General features: G+C 72.6%; 14 protein-coding genes. All 14 read right to left on the bottom strand.

Translation table 11 applies throughout. From position 1 onward, the window contains the following. Positions 1 to 9 precede the first annotated feature (9 nt). Positions 10 to 6,027, bottom strand: a complete 6,018-nt coding sequence (locus tag ACN9MS_RS05195; protein ID WP_426311028.1) for an Ig-like domain-containing protein — start codon at positions 6,025 to 6,027, stop codon at positions 10 to 12. 358 nt (positions 6,028 to 6,385) lie between these two features. Further along, on the bottom strand, positions 6,386 to 7,390 hold the full coding sequence (locus tag ACN9MS_RS05190) for a polyprenyl synthetase family protein (protein ID WP_426311831.1): 1,005 nt from the start codon (positions 7,388 to 7,390) through the stop codon (positions 6,386 to 6,388). Between the two features lie 65 nt (positions 7,391 to 7,455). After that, on the bottom strand, positions 7,456 to 9,240 hold the full coding sequence (nuoN, locus tag ACN9MS_RS05185; protein ID WP_426311027.1) for an NADH-quinone oxidoreductase subunit NuoN: 1,785 nt from the start codon (positions 9,238 to 9,240) through the stop codon (positions 7,456 to 7,458). After that, positions 9,237 to 10,907, bottom strand: coding sequence for an NADH-quinone oxidoreductase subunit M (locus ACN9MS_RS05180; RefSeq protein WP_426311026.1), 1,671 nt, complete (start codon positions 10,905 to 10,907; stop codon positions 9,237 to 9,239). The genes nuoN and ACN9MS_RS05180 overlap by 4 nt, the downstream gene beginning before the upstream one ends. A gap of 13 nt (positions 10,908 to 10,920) precedes the next feature. Further along, the gene (gene nuoL / locus ACN9MS_RS05175) at positions 10,921 to 12,951 is read right to left on the bottom strand and encodes an NADH-quinone oxidoreductase subunit L (RefSeq protein WP_426311025.1); all 2,031 of its coding nucleotides are present in this window, start codon (positions 12,949 to 12,951) and stop codon (positions 10,921 to 10,923) included. 13 nt (positions 12,952 to 12,964) lie between these two features. Further along, complete coding sequence (nuoK, locus tag ACN9MS_RS05170; protein ID WP_047234414.1) at positions 12,965 to 13,264, bottom strand: NADH-quinone oxidoreductase subunit NuoK; 300 nt, start codon at positions 13,262 to 13,264, stop codon at positions 12,965 to 12,967. After that, complete coding sequence (locus ACN9MS_RS05165) at positions 13,264 to 14,202, bottom strand: NADH-quinone oxidoreductase subunit J (RefSeq protein WP_426311024.1); 939 nt, start codon at positions 14,200 to 14,202, stop codon at positions 13,264 to 13,266. Before ACN9MS_RS05165 ends, nuoK begins: the two co-directional genes overlap by 1 nt. Next, the gene (gene nuoI, locus ACN9MS_RS05160; RefSeq protein ID WP_426311023.1) at positions 14,199 to 14,912 is read right to left on the bottom strand and encodes an NADH-quinone oxidoreductase subunit NuoI; all 714 of its coding nucleotides are present in this window, start codon (positions 14,910 to 14,912) and stop codon (positions 14,199 to 14,201) included. Before nuoI ends, ACN9MS_RS05165 begins: the two co-directional genes overlap by 4 nt. After that, entirely contained in the window at positions 14,905 to 16,305 is a 1,401-nt protein-coding gene (nuoH, locus tag ACN9MS_RS05155; RefSeq protein WP_426311022.1) for an NADH-quinone oxidoreductase subunit NuoH, read from the bottom strand. The genes nuoI and nuoH overlap by 8 nt, the downstream gene beginning before the upstream one ends. Beyond that, positions 16,302 to 18,992, bottom strand: a complete 2,691-nt coding sequence (locus ACN9MS_RS05150) for an NADH-quinone oxidoreductase subunit G (protein ID WP_426311021.1) — start codon at positions 18,990 to 18,992, stop codon at positions 16,302 to 16,304. The genes nuoH and ACN9MS_RS05150 overlap by 4 nt, the downstream gene beginning before the upstream one ends. Further along, entirely contained in the window at positions 18,992 to 20,359 is a 1,368-nt protein-coding gene (nuoF, locus tag ACN9MS_RS05145; protein WP_426311020.1) for an NADH-quinone oxidoreductase subunit NuoF, read from the bottom strand. The genes ACN9MS_RS05150 and nuoF overlap by 1 nt, the downstream gene beginning before the upstream one ends. Next, positions 20,356 to 21,237 carry an NADH-quinone oxidoreductase subunit NuoE gene (gene nuoE, locus ACN9MS_RS05140; RefSeq protein ID WP_426311019.1) on the bottom strand — a complete coding sequence of 294 codons (882 nt, stop codon included), beginning with the start codon at positions 21,235 to 21,237 and terminating at the stop codon, positions 20,356 to 20,358. Before nuoE ends, nuoF begins: the two co-directional genes overlap by 4 nt. Continuing rightward, positions 21,234 to 22,625 (bottom strand): NADH-quinone oxidoreductase subunit D, encoded by a 1,392-nt coding sequence (locus ACN9MS_RS05135; RefSeq protein ID WP_426311018.1) that lies wholly within the window; start codon positions 22,623 to 22,625, stop codon positions 21,234 to 21,236. The genes nuoE and ACN9MS_RS05135 overlap by 4 nt, the downstream gene beginning before the upstream one ends. Continuing rightward, positions 22,622 to 23,323, bottom strand: a complete 702-nt coding sequence (locus tag ACN9MS_RS05130) for an NADH-quinone oxidoreductase subunit C (RefSeq protein WP_426311830.1) — start codon at positions 23,321 to 23,323, stop codon at positions 22,622 to 22,624. Before ACN9MS_RS05130 ends, ACN9MS_RS05135 begins: the two co-directional genes overlap by 4 nt. Between the last annotated feature and the right edge of the window lie 57 nt (positions 23,324 to 23,380).

The raw sequence follows: 23,380 nt of genomic DNA, 5'->3' as shown, positions 1-23,380 counted from the left end.
GTCGAGCCGCTAGTACCAGGTCATGGAGTTCGTGTTCCCGATGGTCGTGTCGATCCGGACCGCGGTCCCCGGCCCACCCCACACGCACTGCTGGCCGCCGGAGTAGTTCCCGTTGCCGTCCGTGCGCAGGGCGCGCCCCTGGGCGTCGTAGCTGTAGTTGCCCGAGCCGATCCGGTTGCCGCCGGCGTAGCAGGTGCTGCGGAACGCCGTGTTCGGCGGCCCGTCCTTGATCGTCAGGTACAGCTCGGCGCACGAGGAGTGCGAGCAGTAGCCGGGCCAGTTCCCGTCCGGGAGCTTGTGGTTGCTGCCCTTGCTGACCGTGAACACCGGCTCGGGCTTCTTGTCGGACGTCGCGGACCGGCAGGTCTCCTTCGCCGCGCCCTCCGTGGGTGTGACCTTGACGCAGATCTCGCGCGTCGCCGAGTACCCCACGCTCAGGGTGCCCGAGCCCGACTTCGCGCTGGACTGCACCGCACCGCGGACCGACACGCTGTAGTCGCGGCCGTTGTCCGAGGTGGACCAGCGGTAGGAGATGCTCTGGTCGCCGCCGGTCATGGACACGTCCGGCGCGGGGATCGGGCCGTACGGCGACTCCCGGTTGGCGCTGGCCGCCGCCCCGGGCTCGCGTGCGCCGTCGACTCCCGCGACCGCGCGCACCTTGATCGTGTACGCCGTGCCGTTCGTGAGCCCTCCGACGATCTTGTTGCCGCCGAGCACCTGCCAGCCGCTGCCGGCGTCGTACTGGTAGGAGATCTCCTCCGCCCGGACGCCGTTGCCGGACGCCGCGCCGAACGAGAGCTGGATCTGGCCGTTCGTCCCGTTCGCGTCGGCGCTGAGGTTCGACACCGTGCCCGGGGTGGCGAACGCCCGGACCGGGTCGGACGCCGGCGAGAACTCCGCGTCGCCGAACTTGTCGGTGGCCTTGTTGTGCGCCTTGACGCGGAACGTGTAGCCCGTGGTGTCGGCGGGCACGCCGAGCGTCGCCGACGTCGCACCACCGGTTGCGGTGGTGGTCCCGGCCACGGAGCCGCCGCGCAGCGCCTCGACGGTGTAGGAGGTGATCGCCGCACCGTTGTCGTCCGGCGCCGCCCACGAGACCTGCATCTGCGACGTGTCGCCGATGGAGGTGCGCTTCGCCGAGGGCTTCCCCGGGGCCGCGGGCTTGCCCGCGGGCGTCTCCGCCGCCGAGTACTCGCCCCAGTCCGAGGGATCCGGGGCGAGGTTGTTCGCCCGGACGCGCACCTTGTACGCCACGCCGTTCTGCAGCCCGTCCCAGGTCACGGACGTGCCGGTGAGCGCGGTCTTCTGGACGGCACCGGCCGGTGGCGCCGGCGAGATCTCCAGGTCGACCGTCTGGATGGGCGAGCGGTCGGTGTAGGCCTGGTTGGTCCACGTGACGGTGAGCGACTGGTCGCCGAACTCGAGGCTCGGCGCGGCGGGCGGGTCGGGCTTCTCGTCCGGGCGCGCGACAGCGGAGGCCGGGGAGGCGGGTCCGTCGCCGACGGCGTTGGTCGCGAACACGGTGAAGGTGTACTCGACGTTGTTGGTCAGGCCGTCGAGCGTGCACGTGGTGGTGCCGCAGGCCTTCTCGTAGCCGTTCTGGGAGCGCACGGTGTAGCCGGTGATCTCCGCGCCGTTGTTGTTCGGCGGGTCCCAGGACAGCACGACCGTCTTCGAGCGGACCTCCTCGACCTGCGGTGTCGCCGGCGCGTCCGGCTTGCCGAGCACCGTGAGCTGGATGCGACCCTCGACCTCGCGGTCCGGGTCCTTCGTCGCGTCCTGCACCCGGTACCGCACCACCATGACGCCGATGAAGTCGTCTCGAGGCGTCACGGTGACCTGGTCGCCCTCGACGCTCGGTGTGCCCTGACCGGTCTCCACGACCGCGTCGACGAGCTTCAGCGGGGTGTCGGGGAAGGGGTTGGAGTCGTTGGCGAGCACCGGGACGGTGGTGGCCTTGCCCTGGTGGGCGTCGTCGACGGTGTCCTGGTTGGCGCGTGCGAGGGGTCGGGTGGAGGCGACGACGGTGAGGGTCGCGGTGCCCTCGACCGGGGGGTGCTCGCCGTCGGTGACGGTGATGGGGACCTGGACGACCGAGCCCTTGGGGACCTCGGGGGTGGCCTGGGCGTGCAGGGTGGTGCCCTCGACGGTGACGGTCAGGCCCTGGGCCTGGCCGGTGGCCTTGAAGGTCAGGGGGTCGCCGTCGGGGTCGGTGGCGAAGCGCGCGAGGTCGATCGACGCCTCCTCGCCCGCCGCCACGTCGAGCGTCGGGGTGCCCACGAGCTCCGGCGGCAGGTTCTCCGGCGGCAGCACGGCGACGGGGATCGTCAGCACGTTGGTGTGGCCCTCGGGGTCGTCGGGGCCGGAGCCGTCGGTCACCTCGAACGACACCGCCGCCGGACCGGTGTAGTCGGCGTCAGGGGTGTACACGATCTCGGTCACGGAGGGCACCTCGCGCGAGCCCTCGGTCGCCGTGACGTTCTCCTCGATCGTGAGCCGCGGCGTCCTGCCCTCGACGACGAGCACGTGCTCCGTGATGTCGATCGGCAAGGACTCGCCCGCCAGCACCTCGAGCTGCGTTCCCGGCCGGAGCGTCGGCTTCTGGTCGGTGAGGCCGGGGACCTTGACGAAGGCCTTGGCGGTCAGGCCGTCGATGTCGGTCGCGGTGTAGGTCACGACCTGGCGGTTCTCGGTGAGGGTGATGACGAGCTCGCCGGTGTCGGTGACGGTGGTGGTGGTCGCGTCGGTGGTGACGGTGAGCTCGGACGCGGCACCGTCGGGGTCCTCGTCGTTGTCCAGGACGGGGACGGTGACCTCGGTCTTGCCCAGGATGTCCTCCACGGGCACGGTGTCGTCGCGCGCGACGGGGGGCAGCAGGGGCGCGTCGGCGGCGACGTTCACGGTCACGGCGCCGGTGGCGCGGGCGCCGTAGGTGTCCTGGACCTGGTAGTAGAACGTGTAGGCGCCGTCGGCGTCGGGGGAGGTCAGGACGATGCGGTCGACCACGACCTCGGCGTCCAGGTCGTGGGTGTCCTCGATGCCGCCGGGGACCAGGCCGACCTGGTCGCCGTCGGGGTCGGTGTCGTTGGCCAGGGCCGCGACCGAGACCGTGCGCCCCGGGCGCACCGTGATCTCGTCGTCCACCGCCACGGGAGGCTGGTTGGTCTCGCCCGGACGGGCGATCCCCACGCGCACGGTGCCGGTCGCCGTCGCGCCGCGGGCGTCCAGCACGGTGTACGTGAAGACGTCGAGCCCGCTCGCGTTCTTGGACGCGGTGTAGACCAGGGAGCCCGCCTCGACCTGTGCCGTGCCCTTCGAGGGAGGAGACGCCACGCCGGAGACCTGGACGGAGTCGCCGTCGGGGTCGATCCCGTCCAGCGGGACGTCCACGCGCACGCTCGAGCCCGACAGGACGCGGGCGTCGATCTCGCGCGGTTGCGGGGGCGCGTTGTCCTCGCCGTCGCGGATGCGGATCGTGACCTGGGCGGAGTCCTCCTGCCCGTTGACGTCGCGCACCCGGTAGATCGCGTACGCCGTCCCGGCCTCGGGACCGGCCTTGAACCGCAGCGTGTCCTCCGAGACGAACGCCTCACCCAGCGCCGGGTCCACGTCCTGCTCGAGCTCGGGCTGCAAGAACAGCTCCAGCCCGTCGGGGTGGGTGTCGTTCTTCAGCACCGGGACCGTCACCACGTCCCCGGCGTGCACCGTGACCTCGTCCGCCGCCGCCTGCGGCGGCTGCAACCGCGTCGGCGCCGGCACGGGCACCACTCGCACCTCGCCGGTGGCCGACTCCGTGCCGTTCGACACGGTGTACGTGACGGTGACCGGACCGTCGAGCCGGCGCAGCTCGGTGATGCGCAGCATCTGGTGCGCGAGCACGGCGACGGAGACGCCCGCGTCGGCGGGCACGCGCACGGACTGCACGACGAGTACCCCACCGGCGGGGTCGGTGTCGTTGGCCAGCACGTCGACCAGCGTCGACCCGCCCGCGGGCAGCAGGGCGGTGTCGGTCACCACGATCGGGGCACCCGCGGCCTCCGACGGCGGCAGCACGTCCACGCGCACCAGGCCGGTCGTCACGTTCGGACCGTCCGTCACCTGGTACGTCAGGTCGTACGAGCGCGGCTCCATCGACAGGAACGTGAACGTACCGGCATCGGGATTCGTGGTGATCTGGGCCGGCGCGGACTCCGAGACCGACACGAGGCGCAGCTCGTCGTCGTTGGGGTCGGAGTCGTTGCGCAGGGGCTCGACCGTCACCGGCTGACCCGCGGGCACCACCACGTGGTCGTTCACCGCGACCGGCGGCTGCGGCCCGGGCACCACGTCGACCAGGAGCTTGCCCTCGAACACGCCGCCCTGCCCGTCAGCGACGGTCACCGTGACGATCTTGCGACCGGTGGACCCGCCGCCGTCGCGGAACTCGACCGTCCCGTCCGGGCGCGAGCGCACGTCGTCCCCGGCCACGGTCGCCGCGGCCGAGGCGAGGTACAGGTCGTCGCCGTCGGGGTCCTTGAAGTACGGCAGCACCTTGATCGTGGCCCGGCCACCCTGCCCGACCCGCAGCACCGGGTCACCCGTCTGCTCCGGCGCCGCGTTCTCCCCCCACGGCGACACCTTCAGCGTGACGCCCGCCTCGGCCACGCCCCCGCGCCCGTCCGAGACGGAGTACCGGAACGACTCCGTACCGGTCGCGTCGTCCGGCATCACGGCCTGCACCGCCGCGCCGCCCATGATCTGCTGCACCGTGATCCCGTCCGGGCCGTCGCCCGCGACGGACGCCGTCATGACGTCCCCGTCAGGGTCGACGTCGTTGCCCAGCACCGGCAGGATCGTCGTGCGCCCGGGGCGCACCCCGAAGCTGTCGTCCTTGGGCTGCGGCGGCTTGTTCGGCTGGGACCGGTCCGCGATGAACTGGTCCACCTGCTCGGGGTTCGTCAGCTCGGCGTCGGACTCCTCGCCCTCGGCCTCCTCCGGCACCTGCACGTCCCAGTCGTCGACCTTCTGGTACTCGTCCGCCGCCATCCACAACGTCCCCGCCGACAGGTCGTTCAGCACGATCACGTGCCGGTTCACCCGGTACTCCAGACGCGCCTGCGGATCGATCCCCTCCAGGCGGGTGTCCAGGTCGCGGTCGGTGCCCTCGCAGTCGCGGATCACCTGACCGGTCGAGGCCCACGCTCCGTACGTGCACGCACCGAGCTGCACCGGCGCACCCGGGCGTCCCTCGGCCGACCGGCGCAGGGCGTCGCCGCCCTTCAGCGGCTGCGTCACGAGTCCCGTGGTCGTCGCCACGACGACGTTCTGCGAGCCGGCCGACGGCTGCTGCAGGCGCGCCTCCGCGCCGTCCTCCAGGGCGACCGTCTTCCCGCCCGGCAAGACCAGCTGTGACGCGGACCGGTCGAGCACCACGGGCTCGTCGCCCACCGCGGTCACCTCGACCTCCGCGCCCTTGCCCACCGGCAGGGCGGACGACGACGCCTCGCCGTCCACGGTGCCCCTGGACGTCGTCGCCACCGTCCACAGCGTCCCCGTCGACGGGATCGCCGCGAAGACCGTCCCGTCCTGCGCGACGACGACGTCACCCCCGCCGTCCACCTCGACCGTGGGATCGAGCTCGTCCGCGTCGAACGACGCGACGCCGTCGAACGGCAGCACCCACAGCCGGCCCTCCTCGCCGTCGAGGATGGCCGTCGTCGCACCTCCGGAGACCACCCGGGCGCCGGGCGGCAGGCGGAGCTGCCCGTCCAGCTTGAGGTGCGCGACGCTCACCGGCGACGCCGTCCCGGTGCCGGAGTCCTCGAGGAGCACCCGTCCTGCGTCCTGCTGCACGTCGAACGACGCGCTGCCCGCGTTCAGCGTCCCGTCCATCGCCTGCGAGGCGGAGTTGAAACGACCCAGCAGCCCGGCCGACGTCTTCGTCACCCACACACCCGAGTCGTTCAGGTCCACGTCCGCCGTGGCCTCGCCCTCGTACAAGAACGCCAGCCCCACCAGCGCCGTCGAGAACACCGACACGGTGGTCACCGACGCGACGGTGCGGCGGTGCTCGTGCAGACGCGCCAGGAAACCCACAGGTCCTCCGAGGAGTTGGATCGGGAGACGATCGGTCCTCTTCTCCAGCCCCCTCGATCTCGCACTTTCCAGGCGGCCCCACCGATCGCGCACTCGAGGATAGCGGGCGACAGGGTGAAATCCGACACCCGTTCCATGGGGAGCACTCCCCACCCTCCCGTGTGCGACGTCGCCTCGCAGCGACCACCGCGGCAGGGCGGCGGGACGTCGCGGCAGGTCAACCCGGTGACGGAGGCAACGATGCGCCCCGGCGGTGCCGACGTACCGGGCGACCAGCCACCCGACGAAAGATCACCCCTGCGCGAGACCGTCAGGCGGCGCGGTCGGCGAGCGCCTCCGCGAAGGAGCGCAGCGCGTCGGTGACCGGGCCCGCCGGGAGCGCGTCGAGCTCCTCCACGGCGGAGCGCGCCCAGCGCACCGCCAGCGCCCGCGTCTCCCCGAGCACCTCGTGGCGGCGCAGCGCGGCCACGGCCGCGGCGAGCGCGGCGTCGTCCGTCAGGTCGGAGTCGAGGAGCTCGACGAGCCCGGCGTCCGCCTCGCTCGCGGTCCCGTTCGCGATGCGGGCACGGAGCAGCAGGACCGGCATGGTCGGCACCTTCTCGCGCAGGTCCGTGCCCGGAGTCTTGCCGGACTCGTCGCCCGAGGACGCGAGGTCGAGCACGTCGTCGGCGAGCTGGAACGCGACCCCGAGCCTCTCCCCGTACGCGGCGACCGTGTCGACGACGGCGGTCGGGCACCCCGCGAACATGGCACCGAGCCGCGCGGACGTCGACAGGAGCGAGGCCGTCTTGTCGGCGAGCACCTCCAGATAGTGCTCGACGGGGTCGTCGCCCTCCCCCGGACCGATCGTCTCGTGGAGCTGGCCCAGGCACAGCCGCTCGAACGTGCGGGCCTGGATCAGCACGGCCTCGGGCCCGAGCGCCGCGACCGTCGACGCCGCGCGCGCGAAGAGCAGGTCACCGACCATGATGGCGACCGAGTTCCCCCACACGGCGTGCGCGGACGGGGCCCCCCGACGCACCGGGGCGGAGTCCATGACGTCGTCGTGGTACAGCGACGCGAGGTGCGTGAGCTCGACGACGACCGCGGACTCCACGACCTCCGGGCGCGTCCCGTCCCCGAGCTCCGCAGCGAGCAGGGTGAGCAGCGGCCGCAGCCGCTTGCCCCCCGCGTTGACGAGATGGCGGGACGCGGTGTCGGCGAGCGGGTCGGCGTGCGCGACGGCGTCGCGCAGCCGAGCCTCGACCCCGGCGAGCCGCTCGGTGAGGGCGGCCGCGAGCTCGGGGTCCGAGATCGGGATCGCGGTGGTCGTCACGGGCGCGGTCCGCTCACGCGGGCCGCGGGGCCCGGCGGGCGCGGGCGGCACGGAAGGCACAGAGGTCACGGGACGAACTTAACCGCCTCGGCCGCCAGATCGAGAACCGGGGACGGGAACACACCGAGAACGAGCACGCCGAGCGCGCACACGGCGATCGCGATCGTCGTCGGGCCGGTCGACCGGACGACGGTCACGCCCGGCCCCTCGACCGCGGCGCCGTCGTCGTCCGCCCCGTCCGCGGGCCCCCCGGAGGGCGCGGTGAAGAACATCAGCACGATGATGCGGACGTAGAAGAACACCGCGACGGCCGACGCGAGGACGCCGACCACGGCGAGCACCCACGTCGAGCCCCCGCCCTGGCCGTCAGGCCCGGCGACGGCCGCGCCGAACGCGGTGAACTTCGCCACGAAGCCCGCCGTGAGCGGGATGCCCGCCATCGAGAGGAGGAAGAGGGAGAACACGCCGGCCAGCCACGGGCTCCGGCGTCCGAGGCCCGCCCACTGGGCGAGGTGCGTCGCCTCGCCGAGGACCGCGACCGGCTGCTCCGTCGCCCCGTCCGTCGCGTTGTCCCCGGCGTCGCCCGTCGCTTCGGTCCCTGCCGCCCCTGCACCCACCGCCACGGGCACGCGCTCGCGCACCGGGGCGGTCTCGCGGACCAGCGTGACGACGGCGAACGCGCCGACCGTCGCGAGGCCGTAGACGAGGAGGTAGAAGACCGTGGCACGCAGCGAGAGCTGCGAGAACCCGATGACGCCGACGAGGATGAAGCCCGCGTGCGCGATCGAGGAGTAGGCGAGCAGGCGCTTGACGTCGGTCTGCACGGCACCGACCACGGTCCCGACGACCATGGTGAGCAGCGTGACGATCCACAGCGCCACGAAGAGGTCCTCGCGCGTCGCCAGGGACGACTGCGCGAGCCCAAGGCTCACGACGTACAGGACGCGCAGGAGCGCACCGAACGCCGCCGCCTTGGTGCACGCGGCCATGAAGCCGGTGATGGGCGTCGGGGCGCCCTGGTAGACGTCGGGCGTCCAGGCGTGGAACGGAGCCGCACCGATCTTGAACAGCAGCCCCGCGAGGATGAGCAGGACGCCGACGACGACGAGACCGGGCATGGTCGCGAGCGGCCCCTCGGGCGTCGCGAGCGACTGGTACACCTCGACGAGGTCGACCGAGCCGGCGAAGCCGTAGACGAGCGCGACGCCGAACACGAACAGCGCGGACGCGAACGCGCCGAGGAGGAAGTACTTGAACGACGCCTCCTGCGACAGGAGGCGACGCCGACGCGCCATCGCCGAGAGCACGTAGAGCGGGAGCGAGAGCACCTCGAGCGCGACGAACATCACGAGGAGGTTGCCCGTCGCGGGGAAGATCATCATGCCGCCGACGGCGAAGAGCACGAGCGGGTAGACCTCGGTCTGCTCGAGGCCCTTGCGCCGCGTGAGGTCCTCGTACGGTGAACCCGGGACGGCCGCGGCGGACGGCGCGAACGCGTCCTGACCGGTCGACGTCTTGTCGGCGATCACGAGGATCGCGAGGAATGCGAGCAGGACGACGATCCCCTGGATCGCGAGCCCGAACGGGTCGATCACCATCGACCCACCGAGCACCCGCACCCCGTACGGTGCGCCGTCGGCGCCCTGCACGGCCGGGTCGCGCCACAGCACCACGACGAGCGCGAACGCCGCGGCCGTCGCGAGGAGCGCGAGAACGACCTGCGTCGTGCGCCGCACGCGTGCCGGGACGAACGCCTCGATCAGCACGCCGACGACGCCGGCGCCCAGCACGACGAGGATCGGGGCGAGGTACAGCCAGTCGACCGTGGGGGCCACGAAGGAGTCGTTCACGACTCGCTCCCTTCGTCGGAGCTACGGGTGAGGGAGGACCCCTGGCCCTCGAAGGCGACCAGCTCGGTCCCCTCGGCGAACGGGTCGGAGCGCGGCGGGTCCTCGACGCCGGCGACCGCGAGGTCGGACAGCGTGACCTCCGCGGGCTCGCGCACGAGGTCGAGCGCGGGCGCCGGGTAGAAACCGAGGACGAGCAGGACCGTGATCAGCGGTGCGACGACCCACTTCTCGCGCGCACCGAGGTCCGGGAGCTGGTCGAGCCCTTCTCGGGTGCCGCCCGTGAAGATCCGCTGGTAGGTCAGCAGCACGTAGAGCGCGGCGAGCACGACGCCGAGCACCGCGACCAGCGCGGCCCAGGGGCTGCGCGCGAACGTGCCGACGAGCACCATGATCTCGCTGACGAAGGTCGACAGGCCGGGGAGCGACAGCGCGGAGAGGCCGGCCACCAGGAACGTCCCCGCGAGCACGGGGACGACCTTCTGGAGGCCGCCGTAGTCCGCGATCCGCTGCGAGCGCTCCGGGTGCCGGGCGACGAGGAAGCCCGCCAGGAGGAACAGCGCGCCGGTCGAGATGCCGTGGTTGACCATGTACAGCGACGACCCGGACACGCTGAGCGACGTGAACGCGAAGATGCCGAGCACGATGAACCCGAAGTGGGACACCGACGTGTAGGCGATGAGTCGCATGAGGTCGCTCTGGCCGATCGCCATGAGCGCGCCGTAGAGGATCGAGACGACGGCCAGGACGATCACGACCGGGGCCGCCCACGCGCTCGCGTGCGGGAAGAGCGGGAGGCACAGCGTGAGCATCCCGAACGTGCCGACCTTGTCCAGCACGCCCACGAGGAGCGTGGAGGTGCCCGCGGGCGCGTGCTGCGCCGCGTCGGGCAGCCAGGTGTGCACGGGGAAGAGCGGCGCCTTGATGGCGAACGCGAGGAAGAACCCGAGGAACAGCAGCCGCTCGGTCGTGACCGGCATCGGGTTCTCGGCGAAGTACCCCACGAGGTTCGACGTCAGGAACGCGTCCTCGGGGCGTGCACCCGTCGTCGGGTCGATCGGCACCTGCACGTACAGCGCGATGACGGCCGCGAGCATGATCAGACCGCCCGCCAGCGAGAACATCAGGAACTTCACCGCCGCGTAGCGCCGCCGCGCCCCGACGCCGAACCCGCCGATCATGAAGTAGACCGGGATGAGCATCGCCTCGAACAGCACGTAGAAGAGGAACACGTCGCGCGCGACGAACACCGCGACCATGAACGCCTCGAGCAGCAGCACGAGCGCGAGGTAGTGGCGCAGGCGACGCACGTCGCCGTCCTGCTCCTTCCACGCGGCGAGCACCACGAGCGGGACGAGCAGCACCGACAGCGCGACGAGGGCGAGCGCGACGCCGTCGGCGCCCACCGCATAGCTCGCGCCGATCTGCGGGATCCAGCGGTACGTCTCGGCGAGCTGGTGCGTGCCGGCGGCGGACGTGTCGAACGCGGTGAAGGCGCCGACGAGCAGGGCCAGCTCGACCAGCGCGGCGCCGAGGGCGATGCCGCGCACGGTGCGCAGCGCTCCCGCGCCGACGCCGCGCGTGCGGGCCGCGGCCGTGAGCCACACCGCCGCGGCCCCCACGAGGGGCCATGCGACGAGCAGGGACAGCCAGGGGACGGAGGTTGTCATGGGTGTCTCCCTCTCAGCTCGCGGAGCCGGTGGTCAGGGCGAGGACGACGGCGACGATCACCACGAGGCCGCCGAGCATCGTCGCGCCGTACGAGCGCACGTAGCCGTTCTGCCACCCGCGCAGCCACTCCCCGATCCGACCGATCAGGCCGGCGAGGCCCATCCAGCCGCCGTCGACCATCTCCTTGTCGGCGTAGACGAGCGAGCGCGTGAGGTACTGGCCGGGCCGCATGAACACGGCCTCGTTGACGTCGTCCTGGTACAGGTCGCGCCGGGCGGCGCGTGTGAGCGCGGTGCCTCGCGGCGCACGGACCGGGACGCTCGACATCGCGTACTGGCGCCACGCGAGCGCTGCGCCGGCGAGGACGAGCAGGAGCGTCAAGGTGATGAGCGACCACACCGGGAGGACCGGCTCGTGGTGCTCCGCGTGCCCGGTGACCGGCTCGAGCCAGGTGACGAACCGCGAGCCCGCGGCGAGGATGCCGCCCAGCGCGACCGAGCCGACCGCGAGGACGATCATCGGCCACGTCATGAGGCGTGGGGACTCGTGCGGGTGCTGGACCGGGCCGTCCTGCGGGCCGAGCCCATCGGCGGAGCCGCTGCCGTCGTTCCAGCGGCGGCGCCCGGAGAACGTCATGAAGAACAGGCGCGACATGTAGAACGCGGTGATCCCGGCGCCGAGCAGCGCGACGCCGCCGAACACCCACGCCCGCCACGGCTCTCCGTCGACGGGGACGAACGCGGCCTCGATGATCTTGTCCTTGCTCCAGAAGCCGGAGAACGGCGGGATGCCGAGGATCGCGAGCCAGCCCATCATGAACGTGATCCACGTGACCTTCATGTACCGCGCGAGCCCGCCGAACCGGCGCATGTCGACCTGGTCGTCCATGCCGTGCATGACGGAGCCTGCCCCGAGGAACATCCCGGCCTTGAAGAAGCCGTGCGTCACCAGGTGGAAGATCGCGAACGCGTACCCGATCGGCCCGAGCCCGGCAGCGAGGATCATGTACCCGATCTGCGACATGGTCGACGCCGCGAGCGCCTTCTTGATGTCGTCCTTGGCGCAGCCGACGATCGCCCCGAACAGGAGCGTCACCGCACCGACGATCACGACGACGAGCTGTGCGGTGGGCGCGCCCTCGAAGATCGGCGCCGAGCGGACGACGAGGTAGACGCCCGCCGTGACCATGGTGGCCGCGTGGATGAGGGCGGAGACCGGCGTCGGGCCGGCCATCGCGTCCCCGAGCCACGCCTGCAGCGGGAACTGCGCCGACTTGCCGCACGCGGCGAGCAGGAGCGCGATGCTCGTGGCGGTGAGGAGCGCGGTCGACGCCTCGGGCGCCTGCGCGAACACCGTGGTGAAGTCGACCGCGCCGAACGTCGCGAACATGAGCATGAGGGCGACGATCAGACCGATGTCGCCCACGCGATTCATGACGAACGCCTTCTTCGCCGCGACCGCGTACGCGCGGTTGTGGTTCCAGAACCCGATGAGCAGGTACGACGCCAGGCCCACGCCCTCCCAGCCGACGAACAGCAGCAAGAACGAGTCGGCGAGGACGAGCACGAGCATCGCCGCAATGAACAGGTTGAGGTACGCGAAGAACCGGCGCCGGTCGCGGTCGTGCGCCATGTAGGCGACCGCGTAGACGTGGATGAGCGTGCCGACGAACGTCACGAGGAGCACGAACGTCAGGGACAGCGGGTCGATCCGCAGCCCGACGGCGAGGTCGAGACCGCCGGACACGATCCAGTCGAAGAGGCGGTAGTCCACGACCCGCTCGTCGACGGGCAGCCCGAGCATCGCGAGGAAGAGGACCAGCCCCACGACGAACGCCGCGGCGGACATGAGAACGCCGAACCACGCGCCCCAGCGGTCGCTGCGGCGCCCGGCGAGCAGGAGGACGGCCGCCCCGAGGAGCGGGAGCAGCACCAGGAACGGTGCCGCGAGGAACGCGCCCGGCACGGTCTCGGACGCGGGCACGACGTCGGTCGCGGCCAGCAGTCCGCTCGCCGTGGGCAGGGCGGGAAGGAGCGTCGTCATCGGTGCCGGCCCCTCAGCTCTTGAGCAGGTTGACGTCGTCGACCGAGGCGGACCGACGGGTGCGGAAGATGGACACGATGATCGCGAGGCCGACGACGACCTCCGCCGCCGCGACGACCATGACGAAGAACGCGAGCACCTGCCCGGTCACGTCGCCGTGCATGCGGGCGAAGGTGACGAACGCGAGGTTGGTCGCGTTGAGCATGAGCTCGATGCCCATGAACACGATGATCGCGTTGCGTCGCAGCAGCACGGTCGCGGCGCCGATCGAGAACAGGATCGCCGCGAGCACGAGGTAGTTGGTGAGCTCCATCAGTCCTCTCCTCGCTCGGTCCCGCGAGCGTCACCGGGGACCCGGGACCGGCCCGGGTCGTCGGGTCCGGCGACCTCTCCCGCGGGCGCCTCGCCCTCGGGCTGGTCGGCGGTCGCAGTCTGCACCGTGCGCTCGTTCGCGTCCTGGGCCCGCAGCGCGGGCAGCGCCCGCAGCGGCTCGTGCTCGACGAGCACCTCGCGCTCGGCCTCGAGGATCGTCCCGGCCGAGCGCTCCTGGCCGCGGATCCGCAGGATGCGCGAGACCGACTCCTCGATGGGCCGGCCCTGCGGGTCGAGCGCCGGGGTGTCCATGGCGTTGTTCTGCGCGTACACGCCCGGGGCGGCGAGCGGCGTGAGCCGACCGCCCGCGGGCAGCGCCGCGACCTTCGCGTCCGCCTGCTCGCGCTGACCCACCTTCGGGGTGAGCCTGCGCCGGTGCGTGAGCACGAGCGCCGAGACCGCGGCGGTGATGAGCAGGATGCCCACGACCTCCATCGCGAACACGTAGTCCGCGAAGAGCACGCGCGCGAGCGCGACCGGGTTGGTCGCCGCGTTGGCGAGCTCGAGTCCCACCGACGGCGGGAACGTCGCCTGCGCGACCACGCCCACCAGCACGACGCCGAGCCCGAGCCCGAGGAGCACGCCGACCCAGCGCTGACCGCGGATCGTCTCCACGAGCGAGTCCGACGCGTCGACGCCGACGAGCATCAGCACGAAGAGGAAGAGCATCATCACGGCGCCCGTGTACACGACCACCTGGACGACGCCGAGGAACGACGCCTCCTGCGCGATGTAGAGGATCGCGAGGTCGACCATGACGAACATGACCGCGATGGCGGCGTGCACCGCCTTGCGCGCGAAGAGCAGCGAGAGCGCCGCGAGGACCATGAGGGGGGCGAGGACCCAGAAGAGGACCGCCTCGCCGCCGCTCGCGGTCACCGGGCGGCCTTCCGGGCCCGGCCCGAGGGAGCGACCCGCCGGACCTCCGGGGGCGGCCCCGTCGGCTCGGGCGGGAGCGTCTCGTCGTCGGGGCGGTGCTCGCGCACCCAGTCCACCTGCTCGGCCACCGGACCCGTCACCTCTCCGCGGTAGTACTCGGTGTCCGAGGTCCCGGGCACCATCGGGTGCGGCGCGGCGAGCATCCGCTCCTGGAGCGGCGCGAGCAGGTCCTGCTTCTCCCAGATCATGCCCTCGCGCGTCGGGCCGGCGAGCTCGTACTCGTTGGTCATCGTCAGCGCGCGCGTGGGGCACGCCTCGATGCACAGGCCGCAGAAGATGCAGCGCAGGTAGTTGATCTGGTAGACGCGGCCGTACCGCTCGCCCGGCGACATGTGGCCGCCGTCCGGCAGGTCCGCGTTGTCCGCGCCCTCGACGTAGATCGCGTCCGCGGGGCACGCCCACGCGCACAGCTCGCACCCGATGCACTTCTCGAGCCCGTCGGGGTACCGGTTGAGCTGGTGCCGCCCGTGGTAGCGCGGCTTCGTCGGCACCTTCTGGCGCGGGTACTGCTCGGTGACCGTCGGGCGGAACATCGAGGAGAACGTGACGCCGAACCCCGCGACGGGAGCGAGCGCGTCGCGCAGCCCCTTCGCCTGGGGGCGCCGGACCTCGTACTCGCCCGGCCGGGTCGGCTTCTGGTCGTCAGCCACGGTCGACCTCCTTGTCGTGGGGCTTGCGGACGCCCGTGCTCGTCGGCCCGGACGTCCCGGGCGAGCCCGCGTCGTCGGGCACGAGGGCGCGACGGCGCGGCGAGGGCGGGAGCGACTGCCCGGGCAGCGGCGGGACGGGGAACCCGCCCGCGAACGCGTCGAACGGCTCGGGCGCGGTACCCGCGGCGCGGGGCGTCGCGCCGGGTGGCGCCTTCTTCTCGGGCCAGAACCACACGACGACCACCACCACGAGGGCGAGCGCGACGGCGATGCCGACGAAGACGCGGAGGTCGACGTCGAGGAACTGGCGCACGGCCTGCGCGACGGCGAGGAGCACGAGCCACGCGAGCGCGAACGGGATGAGGACCTTCCAGCCGAACCGCATGAACTGGTCGTAGCGCAGGCGCAGCAGCGTGCCGCGGACCCACACGAAGAAGAACATGACGGCCCAGACCTTGACGAGGAACCAGAGGATGGGCCACCAGCCCTCGTTGAACATCCCGTCGTTGATCGTCGACAGCGGCCACGGGGCGCGCCACCCGCCGAGGAACAGCGTCGTCGCGACCGCGGAGACGTTGAGCATGTTGATGTACTCCGCGAGGAAGAACCACGCGAACTTCATCGACGAGTACTCGGTCATGTACCCGGACACGAGCTCGCCCTCGGCCTCGGGGAGGTCGAACGGGAGGCGGTTCGTCTCGCCGACCATCGAGATGACGTAGATGACGAACGCGGGCAGGAGCGGGATGAACCACCAGAGCTGCGTCTGCGAGTCGACGATGCGCGAGGTCGACATCGACCCCGCCATGAGGAAGACGGAGACGAGCGAGAGGCCCATCGCGAGCTCGTAGCTGATGACCTGCGCGGTCGAGCGGACCGAGCCGAGCAACGGGTACGTCGACCCCGACGACCAGCCGCCGAGCACGATCCCGTACACGCCGAGCGACGCGCACGCGAGGATGTAGAGCGTCGCGACCGGGAAGTCGGTGAGCTGGGCGGGCGTCACGTAGTCCGTGAACGGGATCTGCACCTCGGGGCCGAACGGGATGACCGCGAACACGAGCAGCGCGCAGAACACGGAGATCATCGGCGCGAGCAGGTAGACGAACTTGTCCGCCGCCTTGACCGTGATGTCCTCCTTGAGCAGGAGCTTCATCGCGTCGGCGAGCGACTGGAGCAGGCCGAACGGGCCGTGCCAGTTGGGGCCGGGCCGCACCTGCATGCGCGCCACGACCTTGCGCTCGAACCAGATCGCGAACAGCACGCTCGTCAGCAGGAACACGAGGATGAGGACGGCCTTGACGAGGTACGTCCACCCGTTGTCCTGCGAGAAGTTCGCGGTGATCCCGGGCACGCCCGGCGTCTCGGTCGCGAGTGCGTGGACGAGCCTCATGCGCCCTCCCCTCCGTCGGTGCTCACGGTCTCGAGGCGGACCACGTCGCCCGGCACCGCGCCGAGCGTCGCGTGCACCGACGAGGCCGGCGAGCGCAGGGGCAGCCACACGACGTGGTCGACCATGTCCGTCACGACGACCGGGAGCGTGATCGCGCCCCGGTCCGTCGAGACGCGCACGACGTCGCCGTCGAACACGTCGGCCGCGGCCGCGGTCGCCGCGGACAGCCGCGCCACGGGGCGCTTCGCCGTCCCGGCGAGGTAGCGCTCGCCGTCCTGGCCGCGCGCGTCGTCGAGCAGGAGCCGCCAGCTCGCGAGGACCGCGGTCCCCGGCGCGACGGCGGGCGGCTCCGTGGTCTCGGCGTCCGGCGCGGCGGCGCGCTCGCCGTCCCACGCGCCGTCGCCCACGAGCTGGTCGAGCTCGGCCCGCACCGCGTCCACGGTGCCGAGGCCGAGGCCGACGCCCGCCGCGTCGGCGAGCGCGTCGAGCACGCGGTGGTCCGTCATGGCCGTGGACGCGAGCGCCGCCGGGAACGGGCGCACGCGCCCCTCCCAGCTCACGAACGCGCCCTCGCGCTCGACGGGCGGCGCGACCGGGAGCACGACGTCCGCGAGCTCGGTCACCGCCGAACGCCGCACCTCGAGCGAGACGACGACGTCCGCCGCCTCGAGCGCGCGGCGCGCGTGCGCCGGGTCGGGCAGGTCGTCGAGCTCGAGCCCGCCCACGAGCACGCCCACGAGCTGGCCGACCGAGAGGGCGTCGAGCATCTCCCCCACGTCGCGGCCCGCCGTCGCGGGGAGCCCGGTCGGCTGGTCGTCCGTGGCGGCCACGCCCCAGACCGTCGCGACGTCGACGCGAGCCGCGGCGTCGGCGACCGGGCGTCCACCCGGCAGGAGGTTCGGCAGGGTGCCGGCCTCGACGCCGCCGCGCTCGCCGGCGCGGCGCGGGACCCACGCGAGGCGTGCGCCGGTCGCGGCGACCGCGCGGAGCAGCGCGCTGTACCCGCCGCGCGTCGCGGCGAGCCGCTCGCCGACGAGGATCACGGCGCCCGGCGCCCGGAGCGCGTCGCTGACCTCGGCGAGGAGGTCGGTGCCCTCGGCCTCGTCGAGCGTGCGGACCTGGTCGCCCGCGGCGATGCCGTCGAGCCACTCCGCCTCGGTGCCCGGCGCGGCCGGGAGGAGGGTGCCGTGCATGCGCTGCACGCCGCGCGACGCGAACGGCGCGACGGAGAACACCCGGACGCCGTGCCGCAGCGCCCCCTTGCGCAGGCGCAGGAACGTCACGCCCGCCTCCTCCTCGGCCTCGAGGCCGACGAGCAGGACGGCGGGTGCCTTCTCGAGGTCGGTGAACGTCACCCCGCCGGCGTGGCCGACGGCGCGCCCCGCGACGGCGTGCGCGAGGAAGTCCGCCTCCTCGGCGCTGTGGGCGCGCGCGCGGTGGTCGACGTCGTTGGTGCGGAGCCACGTGCGCGCGAGCTTCGCGTACGCGTACGCGTCCTCGACCGTGAGCCGCCCGCCCGGCAGCACGGCGACGCCCCCGGCGTCGCGCGCCCGCGTCAGGGCGTCCGCGGCGACCTCGAGCGCCTCCGCCCACGAGGCGGGGCGCAGCTCGCCACGGGTCACCGTCCCGTCCGGGGCGACCTCGCGGTCGCGCACGAGCGGGTGCGTGAGGCGGTCCGGCGCGGACTGCCACGTGAACGCGAAGCGGTCGCGGTCGGTGATCCACTCCTCGTTGACCAGCGGGTCCTCGCCTGCGAGGCGGCGCAGCACCACGCCGCGGCGGTGGTCGACGCGGATCGCGGAGCCCGACGAGTCGTGCTCGGAGACCCCGGGGGTCGAGACCAGGTCGAACGGGCGCGAGCGGAACCGGTACGCCGCGCCCGTGAGCGCGCCCACCGGGCAGATCTGCACCGTGTTGCCGGAGAAGTACGACGCGAACGGCAGCCCCGACTCGTCCTCGAGCGCGAGCCCGACCGGACGGTCGCCCGGCGCCTGACCCGACGGCGGCGCGAAGTCCAGCACCGCCTCGTCGAAGCGGCCGATCTGCTGCGCGGCGCCGCGCTTCTGGAGGTCGATGAACGCGTCGCCCGCGATCTCCTGCGAGAAGCGCGTGCAGCGCTGGCACAGGACGCAGCGCTCGCGGTCGAGCAGGATCGTCGTCGAGACCGCGATCGGCTTGGGGAACGTGCGCTTGACGTCCACGAACCGGCTCGTCGCGCGGCCGTTGCTCATCGCCTGGTTCTGGAGCGGGCACTCGCCGCCCTTGTCGCACACCGGGCAGTCGAGCGGGTGGTTGATGAGCAGCAGCTCCATGATCCCGTGCTGCGCCTTGTCGGCGACCGCGCTCGTCCGTTGCGTCTTGACCACCATGCCGGGCGTCGCCTCGAGCGTGCACGACGCCTGCGGCTTCGGCATGGGCCGCACGTTGCCCTCGCGGTCCGGCGTCGCCACCTCGACGAGGCACTGGCGGCACGCGCCCGCAGGCTCCAGGAGCGGGTGGTCGCAGAACCGCGGGATCTGGATCCCGATCTGCTCGGCCGCGCGGATCACGAGCGTGCCCTTGGGCACCGACATCTCGACGTCGTCGATCGTGAACGTCACGTGGTCCGCGGGGACCGGGGGCTTGGCCGCGCCGCCCGCGGGGACGGCCGCTGAGCCGGTGCCCGGGGCGGGGGTCGTGGTCGTCATCAGTGCACTCCTGCCGTCAGGACGCGGGCCGGGCGGGGCGTGTAGTCGAAGAGCGCCGAGGCCGCCGGGTCGAACGGGCACCCGTGCCCGGTGATGTGCGCCTCGTACTCGTCGCGGAACAGCTCGATGCTGCTCGTCACCGGCGACGTGGCGCCGTCGCCGAGCGCGCAGAACGCGCGGCCCAGGATGTTGTCGCACGTGTCGAGGAGCAGGTCGAGGTCGGACTCCGTGCCCTGGCCCGCCTCGATGCGCGCCAGGACCTGCTTCATCCAGTACGTGCCCTCGCGGCACGGCGTGCACTTGCCGCACGACTCGTGCGCGTAGAAGTCCGTCCACCGGCTCACGGCCCGCACGACGCACGTCGTCTCGTCGAAGAGCTGGAGCGCGCGCGTGCCGAGCATCGAGCCCGCCGCCGCGACCGACTCGTAGTCGAGGGGCGTGTCGAGGTGGGCATCCGTGAACAGCGGCGTCGACGAGCCGCCCGGCGTCCAGAACTTCAGCGCCTTCCCACCGCGCATCCCGCCCGCGAGGTCGAGGAGCTCGCGCAGCGTCGTGCCGAGCGGTGCCTCGTACTGGCCGGGGCGCGTCACGTGACCGGACAGCGAGAACAGGCCGAACCCGGCCGAGCGCTCCGTCCCCATCGACGTGAACCAGTCCGCGCCGCGCGCGACGATCGACGGCACGCTCGCGATGGACTCCACGTTGTTGACGACCGTCGGGCGCGCGTACAGGCCCGCGACGGCGGGGAACGGCGGCTTGAGCCGCGGCTGCCCGCGGCGCCCCTCGAGCGAGTCGAGCAGCGCCGTCTCCTCGCCGCAGATGTACGCGCCCGCACCGGCGTGGACGGTGACGTCGAGGTCGAACCCCGAACCCTGGACGTCCTTGCCGAGGTAGCCGGCCTCGTAGGCCTCCTCGACCGCGCGCAGCAGGCGGCGGTACACGTGCAGCACCTCGCCGCGCACGTAGATGAACGCGTGGTCGCAGCCGATCGCGTACGACGTGATCGCGACGCCCTCGATGAGCGCCTGCGGGCTCGCGAGCATGAGCGGGATGTCCTTGCACGTGCCCGGCTCGGACTCGTCCGCGTTGACGACGAGGTACCGCGGCCCGCCGTCGGGCGCGGGCAGGAAGCCCCACTTCATGCCCGTCGGGAAGCCTGCGCCGCCACGGCCGCGCAGTCCCGACGCCTTGACCGTCGCGACGACGTCCGCCGGGTCCTGGGCGAGCGCCGCGCGCAGGCCCTCGTAGCCGCCGCGGTCCACGTACGACGCCAGCGACCAGGACCGGTCCGCGTCCCACGTGTCCGACAGGACGGGGGTCAGCGGGTCCGGGGTCGATCGGGCCACGGTGCCCTGCTGCTCGCTCATGCGTCCGCTCCCTTCGACGGGTCGGGCTTGGTGCCAGGAGACTCGGCCTTGCCGCCGGGGTCGACGTCGGCGTCGGTCGTCGGCTTCCGCTCGGCGCTCGACTGCTCGCCGCCGGTGACGGGCTTCTCCGGGGCACCCGCGCCCGCCTCGGCGTCCGGCCCGCCCGCCGGCCCGGTGGGGGCGGTCCAGTCGTGCTCGCGCGCGAGGCGCAGGCCGGCGAGCGTGGGCTCGCCCGCGCCGACGCCCTCGTCGGCGCGGCCGTCGGAGAAGCCCGCGAGGACGCGGCTCATCTGCTTGAAGGAGCACACGCTCGCGGCGCCGCGCGTCGGGGCGACGGCCTCGCCCGCACGGAGGCGGTCGACGACGTCGGTCGCCGATCCGGGCGTCTGGTTGTCGAAGAACTCCCAGTTGACCATCATGACCGGCGCGTAGTCGCAGGCCGCGTTGCACTCGACGCGCTCGAGCGTGATCGCGCCGTCCTCGGTCGTCTCGTCGTGCCCGACGCCGAGGTGGTCGGAGAGCTCGTCGAAGATCGCGTCGCCGCCCATGATCGCGCACAGCGTGTTGGTGCAGACGCCCACCGTGTAGGTGCCGTTGGGGTGGCGCTTGTACTGGGTGTAGAACGTCGCGACGGCCGAGACCTCGGCCGCGGTGAGGCCGAGCTGCTCCGCGCAGAACAGGATGCCGTCGCGCGAGACGTAGCCGTCCTCCGACTGCACGAGGTGCAGCATCGGCAGCAGCGCCGACCGCGACTCGGGGTAGCGGGCGACGATCTGCGCGGCGTCGGCGGCGAGGCGCGCCGTCGTCTCCGCGTCGTACCCGGGGCGCGGCCCGCCGGCGGGCGTGCCGTTCGTCGCAGGTCCGGCGTCGATGGTCATCGGTCCACCCCTCCCAGCACGGGGTCCAGGGAGGCGACGGCGACCACGACGTCGGCCACCTGGCCGCCCTCGCACATCGCCGCCACGGCCTGGAGGTTGTTGAACGACGGGTCGCGGAAGTGCGCCCGGTAGGGGCGCGTGCCGCCGTCGGAGACGAGGTGCACCCCGAGCTCGCCGCGCGGGTGCTCCACGGTCTGCCACGCCTGCCCGACCGGGACCCGGAAGCCCTCGGTGACGAGCTTGAAGTGGTGGATCAGGGCCTCCATGGAGGTGCCCATGATCTCCTTGATGTGCTCGAGCGAGTTGCCCTGCCCGTCGCTGCCGATCGCGAGCTGCGCCGGCCACGCGATCTTGCGGTCGCCCACCATGACGGGCTGCCCGGCAGTCTTCTCGAGGCGCTCGAGGCACTGCTCGACGATGTGCAGCGACTGGTAGCACTCCTCGAGCCGGAGCACGACGCGGTCGTAGCAGTCGGCGCCGGTCGCGGTCGGGACGTCGAAGTCGTACGTCTCGTAGCCGCAGTACGGGTCGGACTTGCGCACGTCGTACGGGTGTCCGGTCGAGCGCAGCACGGGCCCGGTGATGCCCAGCGCCATGCAGCCCGCGAGGCTGAGGTGCCCGACGCCGACGAGGCGGCCCTTGAAGATCGGGTTGGCGAGCATGAGGTCGCCGAGCTGGCCGAGGTACCGGCGGATGAGCGGGTCAGCGGCGCGCACCTGCTCGACGAGGTCGGGCGGGACGTCCTGGGCGACGCCGCCGGGCCGCACGTACGCGTTGTTCATGCGCAGGCCCGTCACGGCCTCGAAGATCCGCAGGATCTCCTCGCGCGCGGTGAACGCGATGGTCATGACGGTCGTCGCGCCCATCTCGTTGCCGCCGGTGCCCAGGCACACGAGGTGGGACGCGATCCGGTTGAGCTCCATCATGAGCACGCGGATGACGCTCGCCCGCTCGGGCACGTCGTCCGTGATGCCGAGCAGCTTCTCGACCGCGAGGCAGTACGCCGTCTCCTGGAAGAGCGGCGCGAGGTAGTCCATGCGGGTGCAGAACGTGACGCCCTGCGTCCACGTCCGGTACTCCATGTTCTTCTCGATGCCGGTGTGCAGGTAGCCGATGCCGCAGCGCGCCTCGGTGACCGTCTCGCCGTCGATCTCGAGCATGAGGCGGAGCACGCCGTGCGTGGACGGGTGCTGCGGGCCCATGTTGACGACGATGCGCTCCTCGCCGAGCGCGGCCGCGGCGACGGCGCTCTCCGCGATGTCGGCCCAGTCACCGCCCGACGCCTCGAAGCTCGGGACGCCCTCGTCGAAGTCGCCGACCGGCGGTCGGGTCGATCGCGGTGCGGAGTGCGGGGCGGCGCCGGGGGCGCCGGTGGTGTGCGTGCTCACGAGTACGACCTCCTCGTGTCGGGCGGGGGCACGGTCGCGCCCTTGTACTCGACGGGGATCCCGCCGAGCGGGTAGTCCTTGCGCTGCGGGTGGCCGGGCCAGTCGTCGGGCATCTCGATGCGCGCGAGCGACGGGTGACCGTCGAAGACGATGCCGAAGAAGTCCCACGTCTCGCGCTCGTGCCAGTCGTTCGTCGGGTAGACGGACGTCGTGGTCGGGACGTGCGGGTCGGCGTCGGGCACCGACACCTCGAGGCGCAGGCGACGCCCGTGCGTGATCGACGTGAGGTGGTACACGGCGTGCAGCTCGCGGCCGACGTCGTGCGGGAAGTGCACGCCGCTCACGCCCAGGCTCAGCTCGAACCGCAGGTCCTGGTCGTCGCGCAGCGCCCGGCACACCTCGACGAGGTGGTGGCGGTGCACGTGGATCGTCAGCTCGGCGTGCGCGCCGGGCGGGTCCACGACGACGCGCTCCACCGCGGCCTCGAACCGCGTGCCGCCCTCGGCGAGCACCTCCGCGAGGACGTCGACGACCTCGTCGAACCACCCGCCGTACGGCCGCGGGCTGGCGCCGGGCATCGCGACGGGCTGGACGAGGCCGCCGTACCCCGACGTGTCGCCCGAGCCGTGGACGCCGAACATGCCCTCGCGCACCTCGACGACCTCGAGCGTGCGCGGCGCGCCCGCCCCGGTCACCAGGTCGCCCGACCGGGGTCCGGAGACCTCCTCGGGCTGCGGCACGGGCGTGCCACCGCC

The organism is Cellulosimicrobium sp. E-16 (assembly GCF_049913115.1).
Taxonomy (GTDB): domain Bacteria; phylum Actinomycetota; class Actinomycetes; order Actinomycetales; family Cellulomonadaceae; genus Cellulosimicrobium.
The sequence above is the reverse complement of the archived record's forward strand: the minus strand, read 5'-3'. Positions and strand labels throughout refer to the sequence as shown.